The sequence below is a fragment of the Roseovarius azorensis genome, from assembly GCF_900109455.1.
Lineage (GTDB): Bacteria > Pseudomonadota > Alphaproteobacteria > Rhodobacterales > Rhodobacteraceae > Roseovarius > Roseovarius azorensis.
In genome coordinates this window covers 130,814-146,452 of sequence record NZ_FOAG01000002.1, presented here as the reverse complement: position 1 = coordinate 146,452, position 15,639 = coordinate 130,814, and the positions used below count along the sequence as shown (strand labels likewise).

Here is a 15,639-nt window from a genome sequence, read left to right as displayed (position 1 = left end):
CTATCGGCGGTCAGGGCGGTTGCGGCAGGTCCGTTCCTGATTTCGCCTTTCTGAAAATCCTTGAAATATCAAAATACTAAAGAGAGATAGCCGATGCGGATCGCGTGCTTGACTCATGCGCCCCGCCGCCGTAGCACATGCGCAACCTTTCTGGGGGGCGATGGCGTGGCGGATCCGGACCAAAGCGAGCGGCTGGCGCAGCTTGAGGCACGGATCAAAAAGCTGAAGGCCAAGGGTGCGCCCAAGCCCCATCAGGAGGAACATTATTCGCAGGCGCAACTTGCCTGGAGAATGGTGATCGAACTGGTGGCCGGTCTGTTGATCGGCTTTGGCATTGGATACGGGCTTGATACCCTTTTGGGCACGATCCCGGTTTTCCTTGTCATATTCACATTGCTGGGGCTGGCTGCGGGCGTCAAGACGATGATGCGCAGCGCTGCCGAGATCCAGCGGGACATTGACAGGCCCGGCAAGGGCGGGGACGAGAGGGCAAAAGATGGCGACTGAGGCGCAAGGTGCCGCTGAGGGCGGTCTGGTGTTTCACCCGATGGATCAGTTCATGGTCAAGCCGCTCTTTGGTGATGGCGCGGTGGGCATCTTCACGCTGACCAATGTCACATTCTGGATGGCGCTGACCGTGCTGGCGATCTTTGGCCTGCTGGTGCTGGGTACCTCGGGGCGCGCCACGATCCCGACCCGAACACAGTCGATTGCCGAACTGGCCTATGATTTCATCCGCAAGATGGTCGAGGATGTGGCGGGCAAGGACGGGCTGGTTTTCTTTCCCTATATCATGACGCTGTTTCTGTTCATCCTCTTCGCCAACATTCTCGGGCTGTTGCCGATGGCCTTTACCACCACTTCGCATATTGCGGTGACGGCGGTTCTGGCGATGCTGGTTTTCCTGACGGTGACGATCGTGGGCTTTGTCAAGAATGGCGCCGGGTTTCTGGGACTGTTCTGGGTCAGTTCCGCACCACTGCCGCTGCGCCCCATTCTGGCGCTGATCGAGGTGATTTCCTACTTCGTGCGCCCTGTCAGCCACTCTATCCGTCTTGCCGGCAACATGATGGCCGGGCACGCGGTGATCAAGGTATTCGCGGCCTTTGCGCCGATGATCGTGATCTCGACCGGCATCGGTCTGGTGGTCACGCCGCTGTCGATCTTGGCGATTTCGACGATCTATGCGCTCGAGGTGCTGGTGGCCTGCATTCAGGCCTACGTCTTTACCATTCTGACCTGTGTGTATCTCAAGGATGCGCTGCATCCGCACCACTAGGGACATCCAAATCACGGTGCGCCAGGGCGCACCCTGCGATCCACGAACCAACGCAAATTCCAACGTAAGGAGACATCTCATGGAAGGCGATATCGTACAAATGGGCGCATATATCGGTGCTGGCCTCGCATGCACGGGCATGGGCGGCGCGGCACTGGGTGTGGGCCATGTGGCCGGCAACTTTCTCGCGGGCGCGCTGCGCAACCCGTCGGCGGCAGGTGGTCAGACCGCGACCTTGTTCATCGGCATCGCATTCGCCGAAGCGCTGGGGATCTTCTCGTTCCTCGTTGCCCTTCTGCTGATGTTCGCTGTCTGAGCCTTTCGGGTAGCTGATCCTTACGGCCGGGGGGTGGCGTGCTGCCGCCGCCCGGTGTGATCGGACAAATTTCCCAGGAGGACGTCATGGCAACCGCACCGCAAGAGGCCGCATCCGGGCCGGGCCTGCCCCAACTGGATTTCACGACATTCGGCAACCAGATTTTCTGGCTGGCGATCGCGCTGGTCGCGACCTATTTCATCCTGTCGCGCATCGCGCTGCCGCGCATCGCGGCGGTGCTGGCCGAGCGTCAGGGTTCCATCACCAATGATCTGGCTGCGGCAGAGGATCTGAAGGCCAAGGCGGTGGAGGCCGAAGCGGCCTATAACAAGGCGCTGGCCGATGCCCGCGCCGAGGCGCAGACGATCATTGCGCAGGCCAAGGCCGAGATCAAAGCCGACCTGGACAAGGCCATGGCCAAGGCGGATGCCGAGATTTCCGCCCGCGCCGCCGAGGGCGAAAAGAAGATCGCCGAGATTCGCGCCAATGCCATGGAAAGCGTCAAGGCCGTGGCCAAGGACACAGCTGCCGAGATCGTGGCCGCCATGGGTGGCAAGGCCGATGGCCGCACGGTCACCGCAGCCGTCAACGCCCGGATGAAAGGATGACCGCCATGCGCAAGCTGATCCTGATCATGGCCACGGGCCTCAGCGCCGGGCCGGCGCTGGCCGCATCCGGCCCGTTCATTTCACTGGGCAACACGGATTTCGTGGTGCTCGTCGCGTTTCTCATCTTTGTGGGTTTCCTGGTCTATGTGAAGGTTCCGGGCCTGCTGGGCCGGAAACTTGATGAGCGCGCTGCGGGCATCAAGGCGGAACTCGACGAGGCGCGCGCGCTGCGTGAAGAGGCGCAAACCCTGCTGGCCAGCTATGAGCGAAAGCAAAAGGACGTGCAGGCGCAGGCAGAACGGATCATCGCCCACGCCAAGGAAGAGGCCAATCTGGCCGCTGCCGAGGCCAAGGAAGAGATCAAGGCCTCGATCGCGCGCCGTTTGCAGGCCGCCGAGGAACAGATCGCCAACGCCGAGGCGCGCGCCATTCGTGACGTGCGCGATCAGGCCGTGACGGTGGCGGTGGCCGCCGCCCGCGATGTGATCGCCAGGCAGATGACCGCCGCCGATGGCAATGCGCTGATCGACGCGGCGATTGCCGAGATGGATGCCAAGCTGCATTGAGGCATGGTGCCTGACAGGATCGACCCGGGTTGGAAACAGCTCGGGTCTTTGCATGTGGCGATGGACGACCTGTTTTGTGATCACAAGGCAACATCACGCTGTTCCTGCGCTTATTGCCGTCCTGGCCTGTCCCGGAGAGACTCAACCATGGTCCGGGGATGTGGATGCGCCAATCGTAGCAAGTATGTGATCACACGATTATTTTCGTGATCACAAAGCGATATTTTTTGCAGTGAATTTGCTCTAATCGCCGGGATTTGCACGCTGGGCAGGTGACAAAGCCGGAAAATAGTCTCAAAACAGGTGCAGCCCGAGCAGGCCGATGCGCCGCCCGCCAATCGCAAAGGAGGTTCTCCATGGCCGAGACCAAACAGGTTGACCGCCCGCTTTCGCCGCACTTGCAGATCTATCGCCCGCAACTGACCTCGATCACGTCGATTCTGACGCGGCTCACCGGCAATGCCCTTGTTGTGGCGGCGGTCCTGATCGTGTGGTGGCTATTTGCTGCCTCGACCTCGGACACCTATTTCGCCATCGCCGATGCCGTTGTGACCTCGTGGTTCGGCAATCTGGTGTTGACGCTCTCTCTCTGGGCCGTGTGGTATCACTATCTGGCCGGGTTGCGGCATTTCTATTTCGATGCCGGCAAGGGCATGGACATCCCCACGGCGGAGAAACTGGGCTGGGCTGTCATCATCGGCTCGGTCGTGCTGACCGTCATTACGCTGTTGCTGGTCTGAGGAGGCGGACATGCGGTATCTGACAGATCGTAAACGTGCCGAAGGCAAAGGGGCCGCGGGCACCGGGACCGAACATTTCTGGCACATGAAGATGAGCGGCGTGGGCCTTGCTCTGATCATGCCGGTGTTTCTGGTGGCCATTGGCCGCGCTCTGGGTGGCAGCCGCGCCGAGGTGCTGGAGGCCTTTGCCCACCCCGGTATGGCGATCCTGACCGGGCTGGTGATCTTTTTCGGACTGCGGCATTTCGCGAATGGCGCACAGACGATGATCGAAGATTACAGTCATGGCACGACGCGCCGGATCCTGATTATCGCCGTGAGGATTCTAAGTTACGGGCTGATCGCCACCGGGCTCTTTGCCCTTGCCAAGATCGCGCTGTGAGGAACTGAATAAATGGCTGCTTATGAATACGAGACGCATGATTATGACGTCGTGGTTGTGGGCGCGGGCGGCGCCGGGCTGCGGGCGACGCTGGGCATGGCCGAACAGGGCCTGCGCACGGCCTGTGTGACCAAGGTGTTCCCGACACGCTCGCACACCGTCGCCGCGCAGGGTGGCATCGCCGCATCGCTTGGTAACATGGGCCCCGATAGCTGGCAGTGGCATATGTATGACACGGTCAAGGGTTCGGATTGGCTGGGCGATACCGACGCGATGGAATATCTGGCGCGTGAGGCCCCCAAGGCGGTCTATGAGCTGGAACATTACGGCGTACCGTTCAGCCGCACCGAAGAGGGCAAGATCTATCAGCGCCCGTTCGGTGGGCATACGACCGAGTTTGGCGATGGTCCGCCGGTGCAACGCACATGCGCCGCCGCCGACCGCACCGGCCATGCGATCCTGCACACGCTTTATGGGCAGAGTCTGAAGCAGAGGGCGGAATTCTATATCGAATATTTCGCCATCGACCTGATCATGACCGATGGGGCCTGCACCGGCGTCGTCTGCTGGAAACTGGACGATGGCACGATCCATGTGTTCAACGCCAAGATGGTGGTGCTGGCCACCGGTGGCTATGGCCGGGCCTATTTCTCGGCCACCTCGGCGCATACCTGCACCGGCGACGGCAACGGTATGGTCGCGCGCGCGGGCCTGCCGCTTCAGGACATGGAATTCGTGCAGTTCCATCCGACCGGCATTTTCGGCGCCGGATGCCTCATCACAGAGGGCGCGCGTGGCGAGGGCGGGTATCTGACCAACTCCGAGGGCGAGCGGTTCATGGAACGCTATGCTCCCAATTACAAGGATCTGGCCCCCCGCGACTATGTCAGCCGTTGCATGACAATGGAAATCCGCGAGGGGCGCGGTGTTGGTGCTGATGGCGATCACATCCATCTCAACCTCAGCCACCTGCCGCCCGAGGCGTTGAAACTGCGGCTGCCGGGGATTTCAGAATCCGCGCGTATCTTTGCCGGCGTCGATGTCACCAAGGAACCGATCCCGGTGCTGCCCACCGTGCATTACAACATGGGCGGTATCCCGACGAACTATTGGGGCGAGGTGATCAACCCCACCAAGGACGATCCGCACGCGGTCGTGCCGGGCCTTATGGCCGTGGGTGAGGCCGCCTGCGCCTCGGTGCATGGCGCGAATCGTCTCGGATCGAATTCGCTCATTGACCTTGTGGTGTTTGGCCGCGCGGCGGCCATTCGCGCAGGCAAGGTGGTGGATGCCGAAAGCGCAGTGCCGGGAACCAACACAGCGCAGGTGGACAAGGCGCTGGACCGTTTCGACGGGCTGCGCCATGCCGACGGCGCGGTGCCGACCGCCGATCTGCGGCTGGAGATGCAACGCACCATGCAGGCAGACGCCGCCGTGTTCCGGACCTCGAAAACGCTGGCCGAAGGGGTCGAAAAGATGGATGCCGTGGCGGCCAAGATGGATGACCTCAAGGTCACCGACCGCTCGCTCATCTGGAATTCGGATCTGATGGAGACGCTGGAACTGACCAACCTGATGCCCAACGCGCTGACCACCATCGTCAGCGCCGAGGCGCGCAAGGAAAGCCGTGGCGCCCACGCGCACGAGGATTTCCCCAAGCGCGATGACAAGAAGTGGCGGATGCACACCATCGCGCGGATCGAGGGATGCAAGGTCGATCTCAGCTATCGCCCGGTGATCACGGACCCGCTGACCGCTGAGGATGCGGGGGGGATCAGTCTCAAGAAGATCGCGCCGAAAGCGCGGACGTTCTGATGCGGCTGGTGCTGGCATGTCTGGCGCTGGCCGGATTGGCCGCCTGCGAGGCGGGAAATCAGGTCGCCGACGCGCTGGCCCGGGAACGTGCCAAGGCCGTGGTCAATACGGTCGTGGCACAGCGCCTTCCCGGCGTGAATGCGGCGCCGATTACGGATTGCATCATTGATGCAGCCTCGGCCCGCGAGATTGTCCAGATCGCCAGTGCGAGCGTCACCGGGGTGACGCCGGAGGTGGCGCAACAGGTCATCGGCATCGCACAGCGCCCCGAGGCCGTGCAATGTATTGCCCAGAATAGCCTGATCCTGCTGGGCGGCTGACAAGGAGTAACAAGATGGTTCAATTCACCCTGCCCAAAAATTCGAAGATCACCACGGGCAAGACATGGCCCAGGCCCGAAGGAGCCACGAATGTCCGCAAGTTCCAGATCTACCGCTGGAACCCGGATGACGGGCAGAACCCGCGTGTCGATACCTATTTCGTGGATATGGACACCTGCGGGCCGATGATTCTGGATGCGTTGATCAAGATCAAGAACGAGATCGACCCGACACTGACCTTCCGCCGCTCCTGCCGCGAGGGGATCTGCGGTTCCTGTGCGATGAATATCGACGGGATCAACACGCTGGCCTGCATTTACGGGATGGATGAGATCAAGGGCGATGTGAAGATCTATCCGCTGCCGCATATGCCGGTGGTCAAGGATCTGATCCCCGACCTCACGCATTTCTATGCGCAGCATGCGTCGATCATGCCTTGGCTGGAAACCAAGACCAATCGCCCGGCGAAAGAGTGGAAGCAATCCATCGAGGATCGTGAAAAGCTGGATGGTCTTTATGAATGCGTGATGTGCGCGTCCTGTTCGACCGCCTGCCCGTCCTATTGGTGGAACGGTGACAAATACCTTGGGCCGGCAGCCTTGCTGCATGCCTATCGCTGGATCATCGATTCACGCGATGAGGCGACCGGCGAGCGGCTGGATGATCTGGAAGATCCGTTCAAACTGTATCGCTGCCACACGATCATGAACTGCACCAAGACCTGCCCCAAGGGCCTGAACCCCGCCAAGGCGATTGCCGAGATCAAGAAGATGATGGTCGATCGGCATCTGTGATCGGGCGGAGAACAGCGCAGGCTGCAACGACTCTTTGAACGCGGTCACGCGGTCGTGATACCCTGCCCGAAAAGGGAGGGACACCGGCATGACCACGACAATCATGGTCGGTACGACCAAAGGCGCATTCCTGCTCCGGTCCGGTGACGGGCGGCAAAGCTGGACTGTCACGGCTCCGCTGTGCGACGGCTGGCCGATCAATCATGTGGTCGGTGATCCCCGGACCGGGCGTCTCTGGGCCGCAGGCGGTGGAGACTGGCATGGCGCGGGCGTCTGGCGCTCGGAGGATGACGGGGCAAGCTGGACCCTGTCCAAGCTGTCCAACGGACAGTTTGACGAATGGGCCGCCAATGATCCGCAGATGGCCGAGATGTTCGGGTGGAAGCCTGTGGAGGCACCGTTTTCCGGTGAGGTGGCCGCGATCTGGTCGCTGCATCATGCGCACGGCACCATCTATGCCGGGGCCAAGCCCGCGACGCTGTTTGCCAGCCGGGACGGCGGGGCAAGCTGGGAGCGGGTGGAGGGGCTGAGCAACCATCCCTCGCGCGACAGCTGGAACCCCGGCGCGGCGGGGCTGGTGCTGCACACGATCATCAGCGACCCGGAAGACCCCGGCAAGCTGTGGCTGGGCATCTCGGCGGCGGGGGTGTTCGCGACCGAGGACGGTGGCGCGACATGGGAACGACGCAACAGATTGTCCAACGAGGAGCCCTGCACGCATCATCCCCATCCAGCCGCGCCTCGCGATGGTGAGACCGGGCATTGTGTGCATAACCTTGTACGCGCACCGGGCCATGACCTGCTCTATCAGCAAAATCATCATGGCGTGTATCGCAGCCCGGACGGCGGGCGGAACTGGCACGATATCACCACGGGCCTGCCGTCGACATTCGGGTTTCCAATTGCCGTGCATCCGCGCGACCCCCGCACGATCTGGGTATTGCCGCTGAACAGCGATATTGCCGGGCGGTATCCGCCGGATGCCTCGGCCGCAGTCTGGAAATCGGTCGATGGTGGGGACAGCTGGGTCGACAAGCGTGCGGGGCTGCCTGCGGAGAATTGCTATTTCACCGTGCTGCGGCAGGCGATGGCAACCGATACCGCCACCCCCGCCGGTGTCTATTTCGGCACCAACACCGGCTCGGTCTTTGCCAGCCGGGACGAGGGCGAAAGCTGGGACGAGATCGCCCGCCACCTGCCGACCGTCCTGTCGGTCGAGGTGATGCAGCGCGGCGGCTGAGCGTACCGGGTCAGATTCACGCCTGTGATACCGCCTGAGCACCGCTCACGGAAATGTGCCATCCTGCCGGAGACGGCGGGGGGTTTCCTTTTGGCCCCGGTTGCAGGATGGTCGCGCGAAAACAGGAGATACCCCCATGCTGTTACTGCCCAGCCTGCCAAACCCCGCGCATCTGAAGGACCTGTATGTTCGGTTTCCGCAGAATGTGCGCCCGTTGATGGACTACACCGACGGCCTCTTGCGCAGTGAAGGAGAACTGAGCGTGGGAGAACGCGAGCTCATCGCCACCTATGTTTCGGCTCTAAACGCCTGCACGTTCTGCGCGGGCGCGCATCGGATCTATGCCGAGGTGTTCGGTATCGACGTAGCACTCATCGACGCGCTGATCGACAATCCCGACAGTGCCCCGGTGGACGAGAGGTTGCGCCCGGTGCTGGCCTATGTGGCCAAGCTCAATACCCTGCCCAGCAGGTTGGTGCAGGCGGATGCGCAGGCCGTCTATGACGCGGGTTGGTCCGAGGCGGCGCTCTACGAGGCGGTGCAGGTCTGTGCGCTCTTCAACATGATGAACCGGATCATCGAAGGGACGGGCGTGAATTTCGATTATGCCGAGGCCCCCGGAGGGCATCCGGCGGCGGGGTCCACACCCGAAGAGCAGGCGCGCAGCTACGGTGCCTTTGGTGAAATGGTCGAGGCGATGGCGAGGGGGTGAACCGTTGCTGATCGTTGTCGGGTTGATCATCGCCTTTGTGCTGGTGCTGATCCTGTCCAACCGGCGCACACGGAATTGCCGGTGGCGGGCGGACCGGCGACAGGATAGGGACGGGCAGTCTTGCTATCTCTGCATGGCTTGTGGCGCGCGGGTCTTTACATCGACGGGCAAACCGCCTTTGGATTGTGTGGTGAACGGACGCGATGCCAAAGAGGACTGACATGACCCAACCCCCCGCCGATGCCGGGGTCCGCCGCGCGGTGGCCCCCGTGATCTGCTATCCCAACGACACGCTGCCACGGCCTGATCTTGCGCTCTTTGCCGCTGCGCGCGAGGGGGCGCACAAGGTGGCGGAGGTCGTGGTGCCGCCGCGCGAAGCGGCGTGTTTTCACGCCTCTGCGGGGCAGTTTTTCCGGATCACCAGCGTCGAGGGGCCACAGGTGGGCGATCTCAATCTATGGAATGCGAACGATCTTTCCGAACGATTCTATTCCGGAAAAACGCGGGCGCTGCATGGCACGCATGTTACCACCGGCGAACAGCTCTGGTCCTCTTTCCCGCATCTGCGGCCGATGGCGACGATCGTTCAGGATACTTTGGACTGGTATGGGATCGACGAATTCGGCGGTTCGGTGCATGACGTGATCGGCACGCGCTGCGATCCTTATACGGGCAACCTGCTTGGGGGCGTGCAGTATCACCATTGCTGTCATTCCAACCTGACGCGGGCGCTCGCGGATGAATTGGGGATGCCGCTGGCAGAGGCAGAGGGCCATGTGCACGACGTGCTTAACGTCTTCATGTGCACCGGCTTTACCCGCGACACGGGCCAGTATTTCATGAAGGCAAGCCCCGTGCGCCCCGGCGACTATCTGGAGTTTTTCGCGGAGATTGATCTGCTTGGCGCACTCAGCGCCTGCCCCGGTGGAGATTGTTCGGCAGAGCACACGAGCGATGCCGCGGTCTGTCATCCGCTGCTGGTCGAGCTGTTTCAGCCCAAAAGCGGCGTTCTTGAGGATTGGCAGAGTCCGGCGCGCAACGGGTATGACGGGAGCCATGGGCGATGAGGGCGATATGGATGCCCAGCGCCGCCCCGAAGGGGGGCGCTTTTACGAGGTTGCAATCCATCGAGAAGGCGAAAGCGTGTGGCAGGCACGAACTGCCTGGTCCTCCTGCCGGAACAACCCTTACCGCCGCCCCTCGCGCAGCCAGCCCGCAAGGATCAGCCCCGAGACCAGAAGCAGCACCAGCCAAGGCGGCAGCAATGCCATCTGGCTCACGCTCTGCGTTTCATAGGCGCCGCGCGGGGTGATCCCGATCCAGCCGCGTCCGGCGGCGGGACGACCGGCGCGCACCTCGCGGATAGCGGGCAGACCATCCTCGAGCGCCCGAACCCCGCCGTCGGTGGCGTCGATCACCGGCTGGAGCGCCTCGGCGCTGGCGATTGTGCGCTCGAATTCCACCGGAGCCGCCGGGCCAAGCCCGATCACGGCGCTCTGGTCGTCGTTTTCCAGCCGGTAGAGCCCGATGTCCGGACCGTCGTAGACAGTCTCGAACCGGCCCGGCGAGACCTCTTCGAGATCACGCTCGACCACGTCGCCCGAGGGCGTGGTGATCGTGACCGGCCCCACGTCATCGCCAAGCGAGCGACGGATCACACGCATCTGCTGGCCGGTGGCCTCGGCCCAGAGCGCCTCTTCCTCCAGTTCCGGTTCCTTCATCATCCAGTGCGCCAGGCGGCGCAGCAGTTCGAGTTGCGGCCCGCCGCCCTCGAACCCGCGCCCCCAGAGCCAGGCGTGATCCGACGCGAGCAGCGCCACACGCCCCTCGCCGACCCGGTCCAGAAGCAGAAGCGGTCGTTCGTCCACACCGGACATCACCACATCGCCGCTGTTCTGCGTTACCTCGATCTGCCGCAGCCAGCGGCCCCAGTCGCCGCCGAACGCCTGTTCCAACCCCGCCGTTACCGGGTGGCGCTGGCCAAGGTTCGTGATCCTGGGAAGATATCCCTCTTCGACCACCCGCGCGGTGGGGCGCGCGGGCACGATGGCCTCGAACGGCCCGCGATAGATGCTCTCGGCCCCGGCGAAATCAGGTCCGGCGGCAAACAGCACCGCGCCGCCGTTCTCGACATACTGGCGGATATTCTCGAGATAGATCGTCGGCAGGATGCCCCGCCGCCGGTAGCGGTCAAAGATGATAAGGTCGAAATCGTCGATCTTTTCCAGGAACAGCTCGCGCGTTGGAAAGGCGATCAGGGACAGTTCGCGCACCGGCACGCCGTCTTGTTTCTCCGGCGGGCGCAGAATCGTGAAATGCACCAAGTCGACCGAGCTGTCGGATTTCAGCAGGTTTCGCCATGTCCGCGTGCCGGGATGGGGCTGGCCGGAAACCAGCAGGACGCTGAGCCGGTCGCGCACGCCGTTGATCTGGACCAGCGCGGTGTTGTTGCGGTCGGTCAGCTCTCCCGGAGCGGTCGGGGTGGTGAATTGCAGCACGTTGCGCCCGCCATGCGGCAGGGTGACGGGCAGGGTGATCTCCTCGCCCAGTGGCACGTCGAAACGGCGCGGTTCCGCGCCGTCGACCGAGATGTCGAGCGGCACGGTGGTCACGCCCTCGGGGGCGGCGCCGTCATCGGTGATGATCAGCGTCATCTGCACCTCTTCACCCAGAATGGCGAAGGCGGGCGCGTTGTCGATCCGCAGGCGCCGGTCCCAGTCGTCGCTGCGCCCGCTGTGCAGAAGGTGCAGGGGGGCAGGCAGATCGGGGGTGCGGTCCGCGTCATGCACGCGCCCGTCCGAGAGCACGATCACCCCGGCGATACGGCCCAGTGGCTCTTCGGCCATGGCCTGCGCCAGCGCTGTCATCGCCAGTGTTCCACCGTTCTCGGGCGCATCCGGCACGGTGATGCGGCGCACCTCGGTATTCTCGCGCGCCTCGAGTCGGGCGGCGAGCGCATCGGCGGCCTCTGCCGTTATTGCGGCGCGATCTGCGAGGTCCTGGCTGGCGCTCTTGTCCTCGACCAGAAGCACGATGTCGCTGAGCGGTATGCGGTCCTCCTGCTGATAGGCGGGGCCCATCAGTGCGGCCAGAATGGCCAGACCCGCCAGCGCGCGAAACGCCCAGCCCGACAGGCCCCGCCAGAGCGCGAGGATCAGCCCCGTCGTCGCCAGCATTGCCAGCCCGGCAATCAGCCATTCAGGCAGAAGAGGGTCGAAGATCACGCTGCCGGTCATTGGCCCAGCCTGTCGAGCAGGGCGGGCACATGGACCTGATCGGATTTGTAATTGCCGGTCAGCACATGCATCACCAGATTGACGCCGAAGCGGTAGGCCAGTTCGCGCTGGCGTTCGCCCGCATAGCCGCGCCCCACGGGAAACAGGGCATCGCCGCGTTCGTTCACCGCCCAGGCGGCGGCCCAGTCATTGCCACCGATCACCACCGGCGTCACCCCGTCGTTGAGGTTGCGGAACGGCATGCCCTCGATCTGTTCGGCGTCCGCAGGGGCCGCCTCGACCCAGACCGCGCGGCCCATGTAGCGGCCCGGAAAATCGCTGAGCAGGTAGAATGCGCGGGTCAGCACGTGATCCTCTGGCACTGGTTCCAACGGCGGGATATCGAGCGGTGCCGCCAGTCGTTGCAGCCGTGCGCCATTGGGCGAGGCCGCGCCAAAGCCGGCTACATCGGCATCGCGCGTGTCAAAGAGGATCAGCCCGCCGTTGCGCAGATAGTCGTTGAGCCTGACATAGGCCTCTGCCGAAGGCGTCGGCTGATCCGGGGTGACCGGCCAGTAGAGGATCGGGTAAAAGGCTAGTTCGTCGGTTTCCAGATCGACACTGATCGGTTCCGCCGGTTCGACCGAGGTGCGGAAACTGAGCACCCGGCCAAGGCCGCGCAACCCGGCGCGCGCCGCGTCGTCGAGCGCGGCATCGCCGGTGATCACATGCGCCAGAACCACCTCGGACGTTGCCTCTATGGCGCGAAGATCGTCCTGCGCCATGGCCTGTTCCGGCGCGCCGAGGCTGAGCGCCAACAACAGCCCCGCCGCGGCCCGCGCGGGCCAGAGCCGCCCCGACAGCGCGAGGGACGCCAGAATATCAGCGCTGAGCAGCAGCAAGGCAGCCGCCAGAAGCCAACCGCCAAGCGGCGTTTCGGGCTGACGTTCCAGCCCCTCGACGGGTACCCGCGCGGGCCATTCCATCGGCGCAAGCGTGGCATCGGGCGCGATCACATTGCGCGCCACGCGCCGTTCGGGCCCGTCATACAACCCCGGCAGGAGGTCAGGGCCAAGTGCGGCGTCAAGCAGACGTTCGCCCGGCACGCCCGGCATCGTGCCGGCATCCCTGAGCCTGCCGAATCCGTCCAGCACCTCGACCGGCTGCCAGATCGTGTCTGCCAGTTCCGCAGTATCGGGCGGCGTTATGGCAGAGGCGACGGCCAGCCGCTCCAGCATCTGCACGAAGAGGCCCGAGAGCGGCAGGCTGGACCATTCGGCATTCGCGGTGACGTGAAAGAGCACCACCTGCCCTGCGCCGATCCGCTTGCGCGTGACCAGCGGGGTGCCGTCGGTGAGTTGCGCGATCACCCGTTCGGCGAGGGTCGGATCGGGCTGGGCCATCACCTGTGCGCTGACCGTCACGTCATCGGGGATCGCGAGGCCCTGGAACGGGCTGCCTTCGGGGAAGGGGGCGAGAGCCTTGGGTTCGCCCCAGCTCATCGCGCCGCCCACTGTACGCCCGCCCGCTCGCAGCCGCACCGGCATCAGCGGGGCCTCTTCCGAGCGCGACACGTCGCTTGCCGCAACCCGCGGACCGGCAAATCGCAGGAGCATCCCGCCCGCCTCGGTCCAGTCGAGCAAGGCTGTCTGTTCGGCCCCCGAGAGCGTGGCCACATCCGCCAGCACGATGACATCCGGGTTGGCGGGCAACACGTCCGTCAGCGCGCCGTCGAGCAGATCGGCGGTGGGGATCAGCGCCTGTTCGAGGTAATGCAGCGGCGAGAGCAGTTCCAGCCCCTCGCGATCCTCGCGGCCGGCGATCAGGGCCACCTCGCGCCGTTTGAGTCCATCATCGGTAAGGGTTACGGCCCCGGCTGTCGCCTCGCCCGCGATCTCGAAGCGGGTGAGCCGGGCGCGCAGTTCGGGCGGCAGAGATAGAGCGCCGCTGGCTTCTGTCGCGCCTTCGTCAAATCTGAGCGGCAGGCTGGCCAGCACCCGCGGCACGCCCGCAGGGTCAAGCCCGTGCGCCTGCACGGTGATCTCGCGCATCCCGTCCGCGCGAGCGCGCAGGGCGCGCAGGGTGATCTGTCCGCCGTCCAGCACTGCCGGGCGCAGCGCCAGCACCGGGCGCGGGCTTTCATGCACGGTAACGGGGCCTTGTGCCTCGAGCGCGGCAAGCAGCGCCGCACGCCCCGGATGCGCGAGCCCGTCCGAGAGCCAGCGGGTTTCGAACCCGTCTTCGCCCAGCAGGCCGGCGGTGCGTTCCATCGCCTCTGGTGTTGCCGCCCATGGCGCGGGGGTCAGTCCCGGAAGCTGGTTGCGCCAGCTTTCCGCGGCCCGGAACACGGGGGCTGCGGGGGCGTTCAGTTGCATCAGCGCCACCGGGCGTCCGGCGCGACCCGCTTCGGCCAGCAATCCGTCGAGCACGGCGATCTGCGCGGCCCAGTCGCGGGCGCTGGCCCAACTGTTGTCGGTTACGATCAGCAGCGGGCCGGTGGCGCGCGCCTCGCCCTCGTCGCGCGGGTTCAGCACCGGTCCCGCAAGCCCGACGATCACCGCCGCCATCGCCAGCATCCGCAACAGCAAGAGCCACCACGGCGTGCGGTCGGTGACGCTGTCCTCGTCCTTGAGACCCAGAAGCAGCGCCACGCCCGGAAACCGCCGCCGGATCGGCGCGGGCGGTACGGCGCGCAGGATGATCCAGAGGATTGGCAGCGCGACCAGCGCCAGAAGCAGCCATGGCGCGGCAAATCCGATTGGCCCGAGGATCATGTTGCCGTCCCCCCGTCCATCGCGCGGTAGAGCCAGAGTAGTGCTGATTGCGCGCTCTCGCTCGTGTGGTGCAGGCCCAGTCGCCAGCCGGTGGCATGGCAGAGGCGGGAAAGTTCCGACTTGCGTTCGGCCAGTCGCGCAAGGTAACGCTCGCGCAATTCGTTGGCCTTGAGGGTCTCATGCGCCAGCGTGCCACCGACGCTTTCGAATATGGTGCGCCCGCGATAGGGGAACACCTCTTCGGCCGGGTCGAGCACCTGATAGAGCAGTCCACGCACGCCGCGATCCGCCGCCGCCGTCAGCGCCGCGCGCAGGCCCGCGAGATCGCCCATGAAATCGGAAATCAGCAACGCCCGCCCATGCGGCAGCAGTCCCGCCATATCGGGGCTGGCGTAATCCGCGTCGCTGTCCTGCATCAGCGCCAGCGCAAGGCGCGCCAGCTGTGCCTGTCCACGCCGCGGCGGCAGGGTGGTGCCGGTCAGCCCCACCCTTTCACCGCCGCGCAGCAGCAGCACCGCCATGGCCAGCGCCAGCAGTCGTGCCCGATCCGCCTTTTCCGGCAGGTTGCGGTCGGAGGTGAAACGCATCGACGCGGCGGGATCGGCCCAGAGCATAACGCTCTGCGCGATCTGCCATTCGCGCTGTTTGACGTATTGCATGTCCGATCGCGCCGAGCGCCGCCAGTCGATCATCTGGCGGCTGTCGCCGGGCTGTGCCGGGCGGTATTGCCAGAAATCATCGCCCTGTCCCGCCCTGCGGCGGCCATGTTCGCCCAGCAGGACCGTGCCGGCCAGATGCTCGGCCTGCGCCAGCAGCGGCGGCAGGCGGGCGGCCTCGGCCTCGGCGCGGGCGCGCAGGGGTGGGGGGGCGATGCCCAT

General features: G+C 64.5%; 17 protein-coding genes. 14 read left to right on the top strand and 3 right to left on the bottom strand.

Translation table 11 applies throughout. The features are described 5' to 3' along the window. Positions 1–165: 165 nt before the first annotated feature. The 14 genes from BSG08_RS03975 (at position 166) to BSG08_RS03910 (ending at position 9,839) form a co-directional block, all read left to right on the top strand. Entirely contained in the window at positions 166–507 is a 342-nt protein-coding gene (locus tag BSG08_RS03975) for an AtpZ/AtpI family protein (protein ID WP_093033283.1), read from the top strand. Beyond that, positions 497–1,279 (top strand): F0F1 ATP synthase subunit A, encoded by a 783-nt coding sequence (locus tag BSG08_RS03970; protein ID WP_093032419.1) that lies wholly within the window; start codon positions 497–499, stop codon positions 1,277–1,279. The genes BSG08_RS03975 and BSG08_RS03970 overlap by 11 nt, the downstream gene beginning before the upstream one ends. A gap of 79 nt (positions 1,280–1,358) precedes the next feature. After that, positions 1,359–1,595 (top strand): F0F1 ATP synthase subunit C, encoded by a 237-nt coding sequence (locus BSG08_RS03965; RefSeq protein ID WP_093032417.1) that lies wholly within the window; start codon positions 1,359–1,361, stop codon positions 1,593–1,595. 86 nt (positions 1,596–1,681) lie between these two features. Next, positions 1,682–2,203: a F0F1 ATP synthase subunit B' gene (locus BSG08_RS03960; RefSeq protein WP_093032415.1), complete on the top strand. Its 522-nt coding sequence runs from the start codon at positions 1,682–1,684 to the stop codon at positions 2,201–2,203. Between the two features lie 5 nt (positions 2,204–2,208). Continuing rightward, a complete protein-coding gene (locus tag BSG08_RS03955; protein ID WP_093033280.1) occupies positions 2,209–2,769 on the top strand; it encodes a F0F1 ATP synthase subunit B in 561 nt (186 codons plus the stop codon). A 356-nt stretch (positions 2,770–3,125) separates the two neighbouring features. Further along, positions 3,126–3,509, top strand: a complete 384-nt coding sequence (gene sdhC, locus BSG08_RS03950; protein ID WP_093032412.1) for a succinate dehydrogenase, cytochrome b556 subunit — start codon at positions 3,126–3,128, stop codon at positions 3,507–3,509. Positions 3,510–3,519: 10 nt separating this feature from the next. Then, positions 3,520–3,891, top strand: coding sequence for a succinate dehydrogenase, hydrophobic membrane anchor protein (gene sdhD / locus BSG08_RS03945; protein ID WP_093032409.1), 372 nt, complete (start codon positions 3,520–3,522; stop codon positions 3,889–3,891). 12 nt (positions 3,892–3,903) lie between these two features. Further along, complete coding sequence (gene sdhA / locus BSG08_RS03940; RefSeq protein ID WP_093032406.1) at positions 3,904–5,706, top strand: succinate dehydrogenase flavoprotein subunit; 1,803 nt, start codon at positions 3,904–3,906, stop codon at positions 5,704–5,706. Then, positions 5,706–6,026 (top strand): succinate dehydrogenase, encoded by a 321-nt coding sequence (locus BSG08_RS03935; protein WP_093032403.1) that lies wholly within the window; start codon positions 5,706–5,708, stop codon positions 6,024–6,026. Before sdhA ends, BSG08_RS03935 begins: the two co-directional genes overlap by 1 nt. Before the next feature lie 14 nt (positions 6,027–6,040). Next, complete coding sequence (locus BSG08_RS03930) at positions 6,041–6,820, top strand: succinate dehydrogenase iron-sulfur subunit (RefSeq protein WP_093032400.1); 780 nt, start codon at positions 6,041–6,043, stop codon at positions 6,818–6,820. Between the two features lie 88 nt (positions 6,821–6,908). Beyond that, on the top strand, positions 6,909–8,060 hold the full coding sequence (locus tag BSG08_RS03925; protein WP_093032397.1) for a beta propeller repeat protein: 1,152 nt from the start codon (positions 6,909–6,911) through the stop codon (positions 8,058–8,060). A gap of 136 nt (positions 8,061–8,196) precedes the next feature. Beyond that, the gene (locus BSG08_RS03920) at positions 8,197–8,772 is read left to right on the top strand and encodes a carboxymuconolactone decarboxylase family protein (protein WP_093032394.1); all 576 of its coding nucleotides are present in this window, start codon (positions 8,197–8,199) and stop codon (positions 8,770–8,772) included. Between the two features lie 4 nt (positions 8,773–8,776). Continuing rightward, on the top strand, positions 8,777–8,992 hold the full coding sequence (locus BSG08_RS03915) for a hypothetical protein (RefSeq protein ID WP_093032391.1): 216 nt from the start codon (positions 8,777–8,779) through the stop codon (positions 8,990–8,992). 1 nt (position 8,993) lies between these two features. Next, positions 8,994–9,839: an urea carboxylase-associated family protein gene (locus BSG08_RS03910; RefSeq protein ID WP_093032389.1), complete on the top strand. Its 846-nt coding sequence runs from the start codon at positions 8,994–8,996 to the stop codon at positions 9,837–9,839. A gap of 120 nt (positions 9,840–9,959) precedes the next feature. Here BSG08_RS03910 and BSG08_RS03905 read toward each other — a convergent pair whose 3' ends face one another. The 3 genes from BSG08_RS03905 to BSG08_RS03895 are packed head-to-tail and all read right to left on the bottom strand — an operon-like array spanning position 9,960 to position 15,639. Next, positions 9,960–12,008 carry a hypothetical protein gene (locus BSG08_RS03905; protein ID WP_093032386.1) on the bottom strand — a complete coding sequence of 683 codons (2,049 nt, stop codon included), beginning with the start codon at positions 12,006–12,008 and terminating at the stop codon, positions 9,960–9,962. After that, positions 12,005–14,761, bottom strand: coding sequence for a DUF4159 domain-containing protein (locus BSG08_RS03900; RefSeq protein ID WP_175544681.1), 2,757 nt, complete (start codon positions 14,759–14,761; stop codon positions 12,005–12,007). The genes BSG08_RS03905 and BSG08_RS03900 overlap by 4 nt, the downstream gene beginning before the upstream one ends. Next, complete coding sequence (locus BSG08_RS03895) at positions 14,758–15,639, bottom strand: DUF58 domain-containing protein (RefSeq protein WP_093032380.1); 882 nt, start codon at positions 15,637–15,639, stop codon at positions 14,758–14,760. The genes BSG08_RS03900 and BSG08_RS03895 overlap by 4 nt, the downstream gene beginning before the upstream one ends.

What these genes read in the sequence shown, in the direction of transcription:
- BSG08_RS03935 (WP_093032403.1), top strand. Translation starts at nt 5,706, where the DNA reads ATGCGGCTGGTGCTGGCATGTCTGGCGCTGGCCGGATTGGCCGCCTGC.
- BSG08_RS03930 (WP_093032400.1), top strand. Translation starts at nt 6,041, where the DNA reads ATGGTTCAATTCACCCTGCCCAAAAATTCGAAGATCACCACGGGCAAG.
- sdhA (WP_093032406.1), top strand. Translation starts at nt 3,904, where the DNA reads ATGGCTGCTTATGAATACGAGACGCATGATTATGACGTCGTGGTTGTG.
- BSG08_RS03920 (WP_093032394.1), top strand. Translation starts at nt 8,197, where the DNA reads ATGCTGTTACTGCCCAGCCTGCCAAACCCCGCGCATCTGAAGGACCTG.
- BSG08_RS03895 (WP_093032380.1), bottom strand. Translation starts at nt 15,639, where the DNA reads ATGGGCATCGCCCCCCCACCCCTGCGCGCCCGCGCCGAGGCCGAGGCC.
- BSG08_RS03905 (WP_093032386.1), bottom strand. Translation starts at nt 12,008, where the DNA reads ATGACCGGCAGCGTGATCTTCGACCCTCTTCTGCCTGAATGGCTGATT.
- BSG08_RS03900 (WP_175544681.1), bottom strand. Translation starts at nt 14,761, where the DNA reads ATGATCCTCGGGCCAATCGGATTTGCCGCGCCATGGCTGCTTCTGGCG.
- BSG08_RS03955 (WP_093033280.1), top strand. Translation starts at nt 2,209, where the DNA reads ATGCGCAAGCTGATCCTGATCATGGCCACGGGCCTCAGCGCCGGGCCG.
- BSG08_RS03965 (WP_093032417.1), top strand. Translation starts at nt 1,359, where the DNA reads ATGGAAGGCGATATCGTACAAATGGGCGCATATATCGGTGCTGGCCTC.
- BSG08_RS03925 (WP_093032397.1), top strand. Translation starts at nt 6,909, where the DNA reads ATGACCACGACAATCATGGTCGGTACGACCAAAGGCGCATTCCTGCTC.
- sdhC (WP_093032412.1), top strand. Translation starts at nt 3,126, where the DNA reads ATGGCCGAGACCAAACAGGTTGACCGCCCGCTTTCGCCGCACTTGCAG.
- BSG08_RS03970 (WP_093032419.1), top strand. Translation starts at nt 497, where the DNA reads ATGGCGACTGAGGCGCAAGGTGCCGCTGAGGGCGGTCTGGTGTTTCAC.
- sdhD (WP_093032409.1), top strand. Translation starts at nt 3,520, where the DNA reads ATGCGGTATCTGACAGATCGTAAACGTGCCGAAGGCAAAGGGGCCGCG.
- BSG08_RS03960 (WP_093032415.1), top strand. Translation starts at nt 1,682, where the DNA reads ATGGCAACCGCACCGCAAGAGGCCGCATCCGGGCCGGGCCTGCCCCAA.
- BSG08_RS03910 (WP_093032389.1), top strand. Translation starts at nt 8,994, where the DNA reads ATGACCCAACCCCCCGCCGATGCCGGGGTCCGCCGCGCGGTGGCCCCC.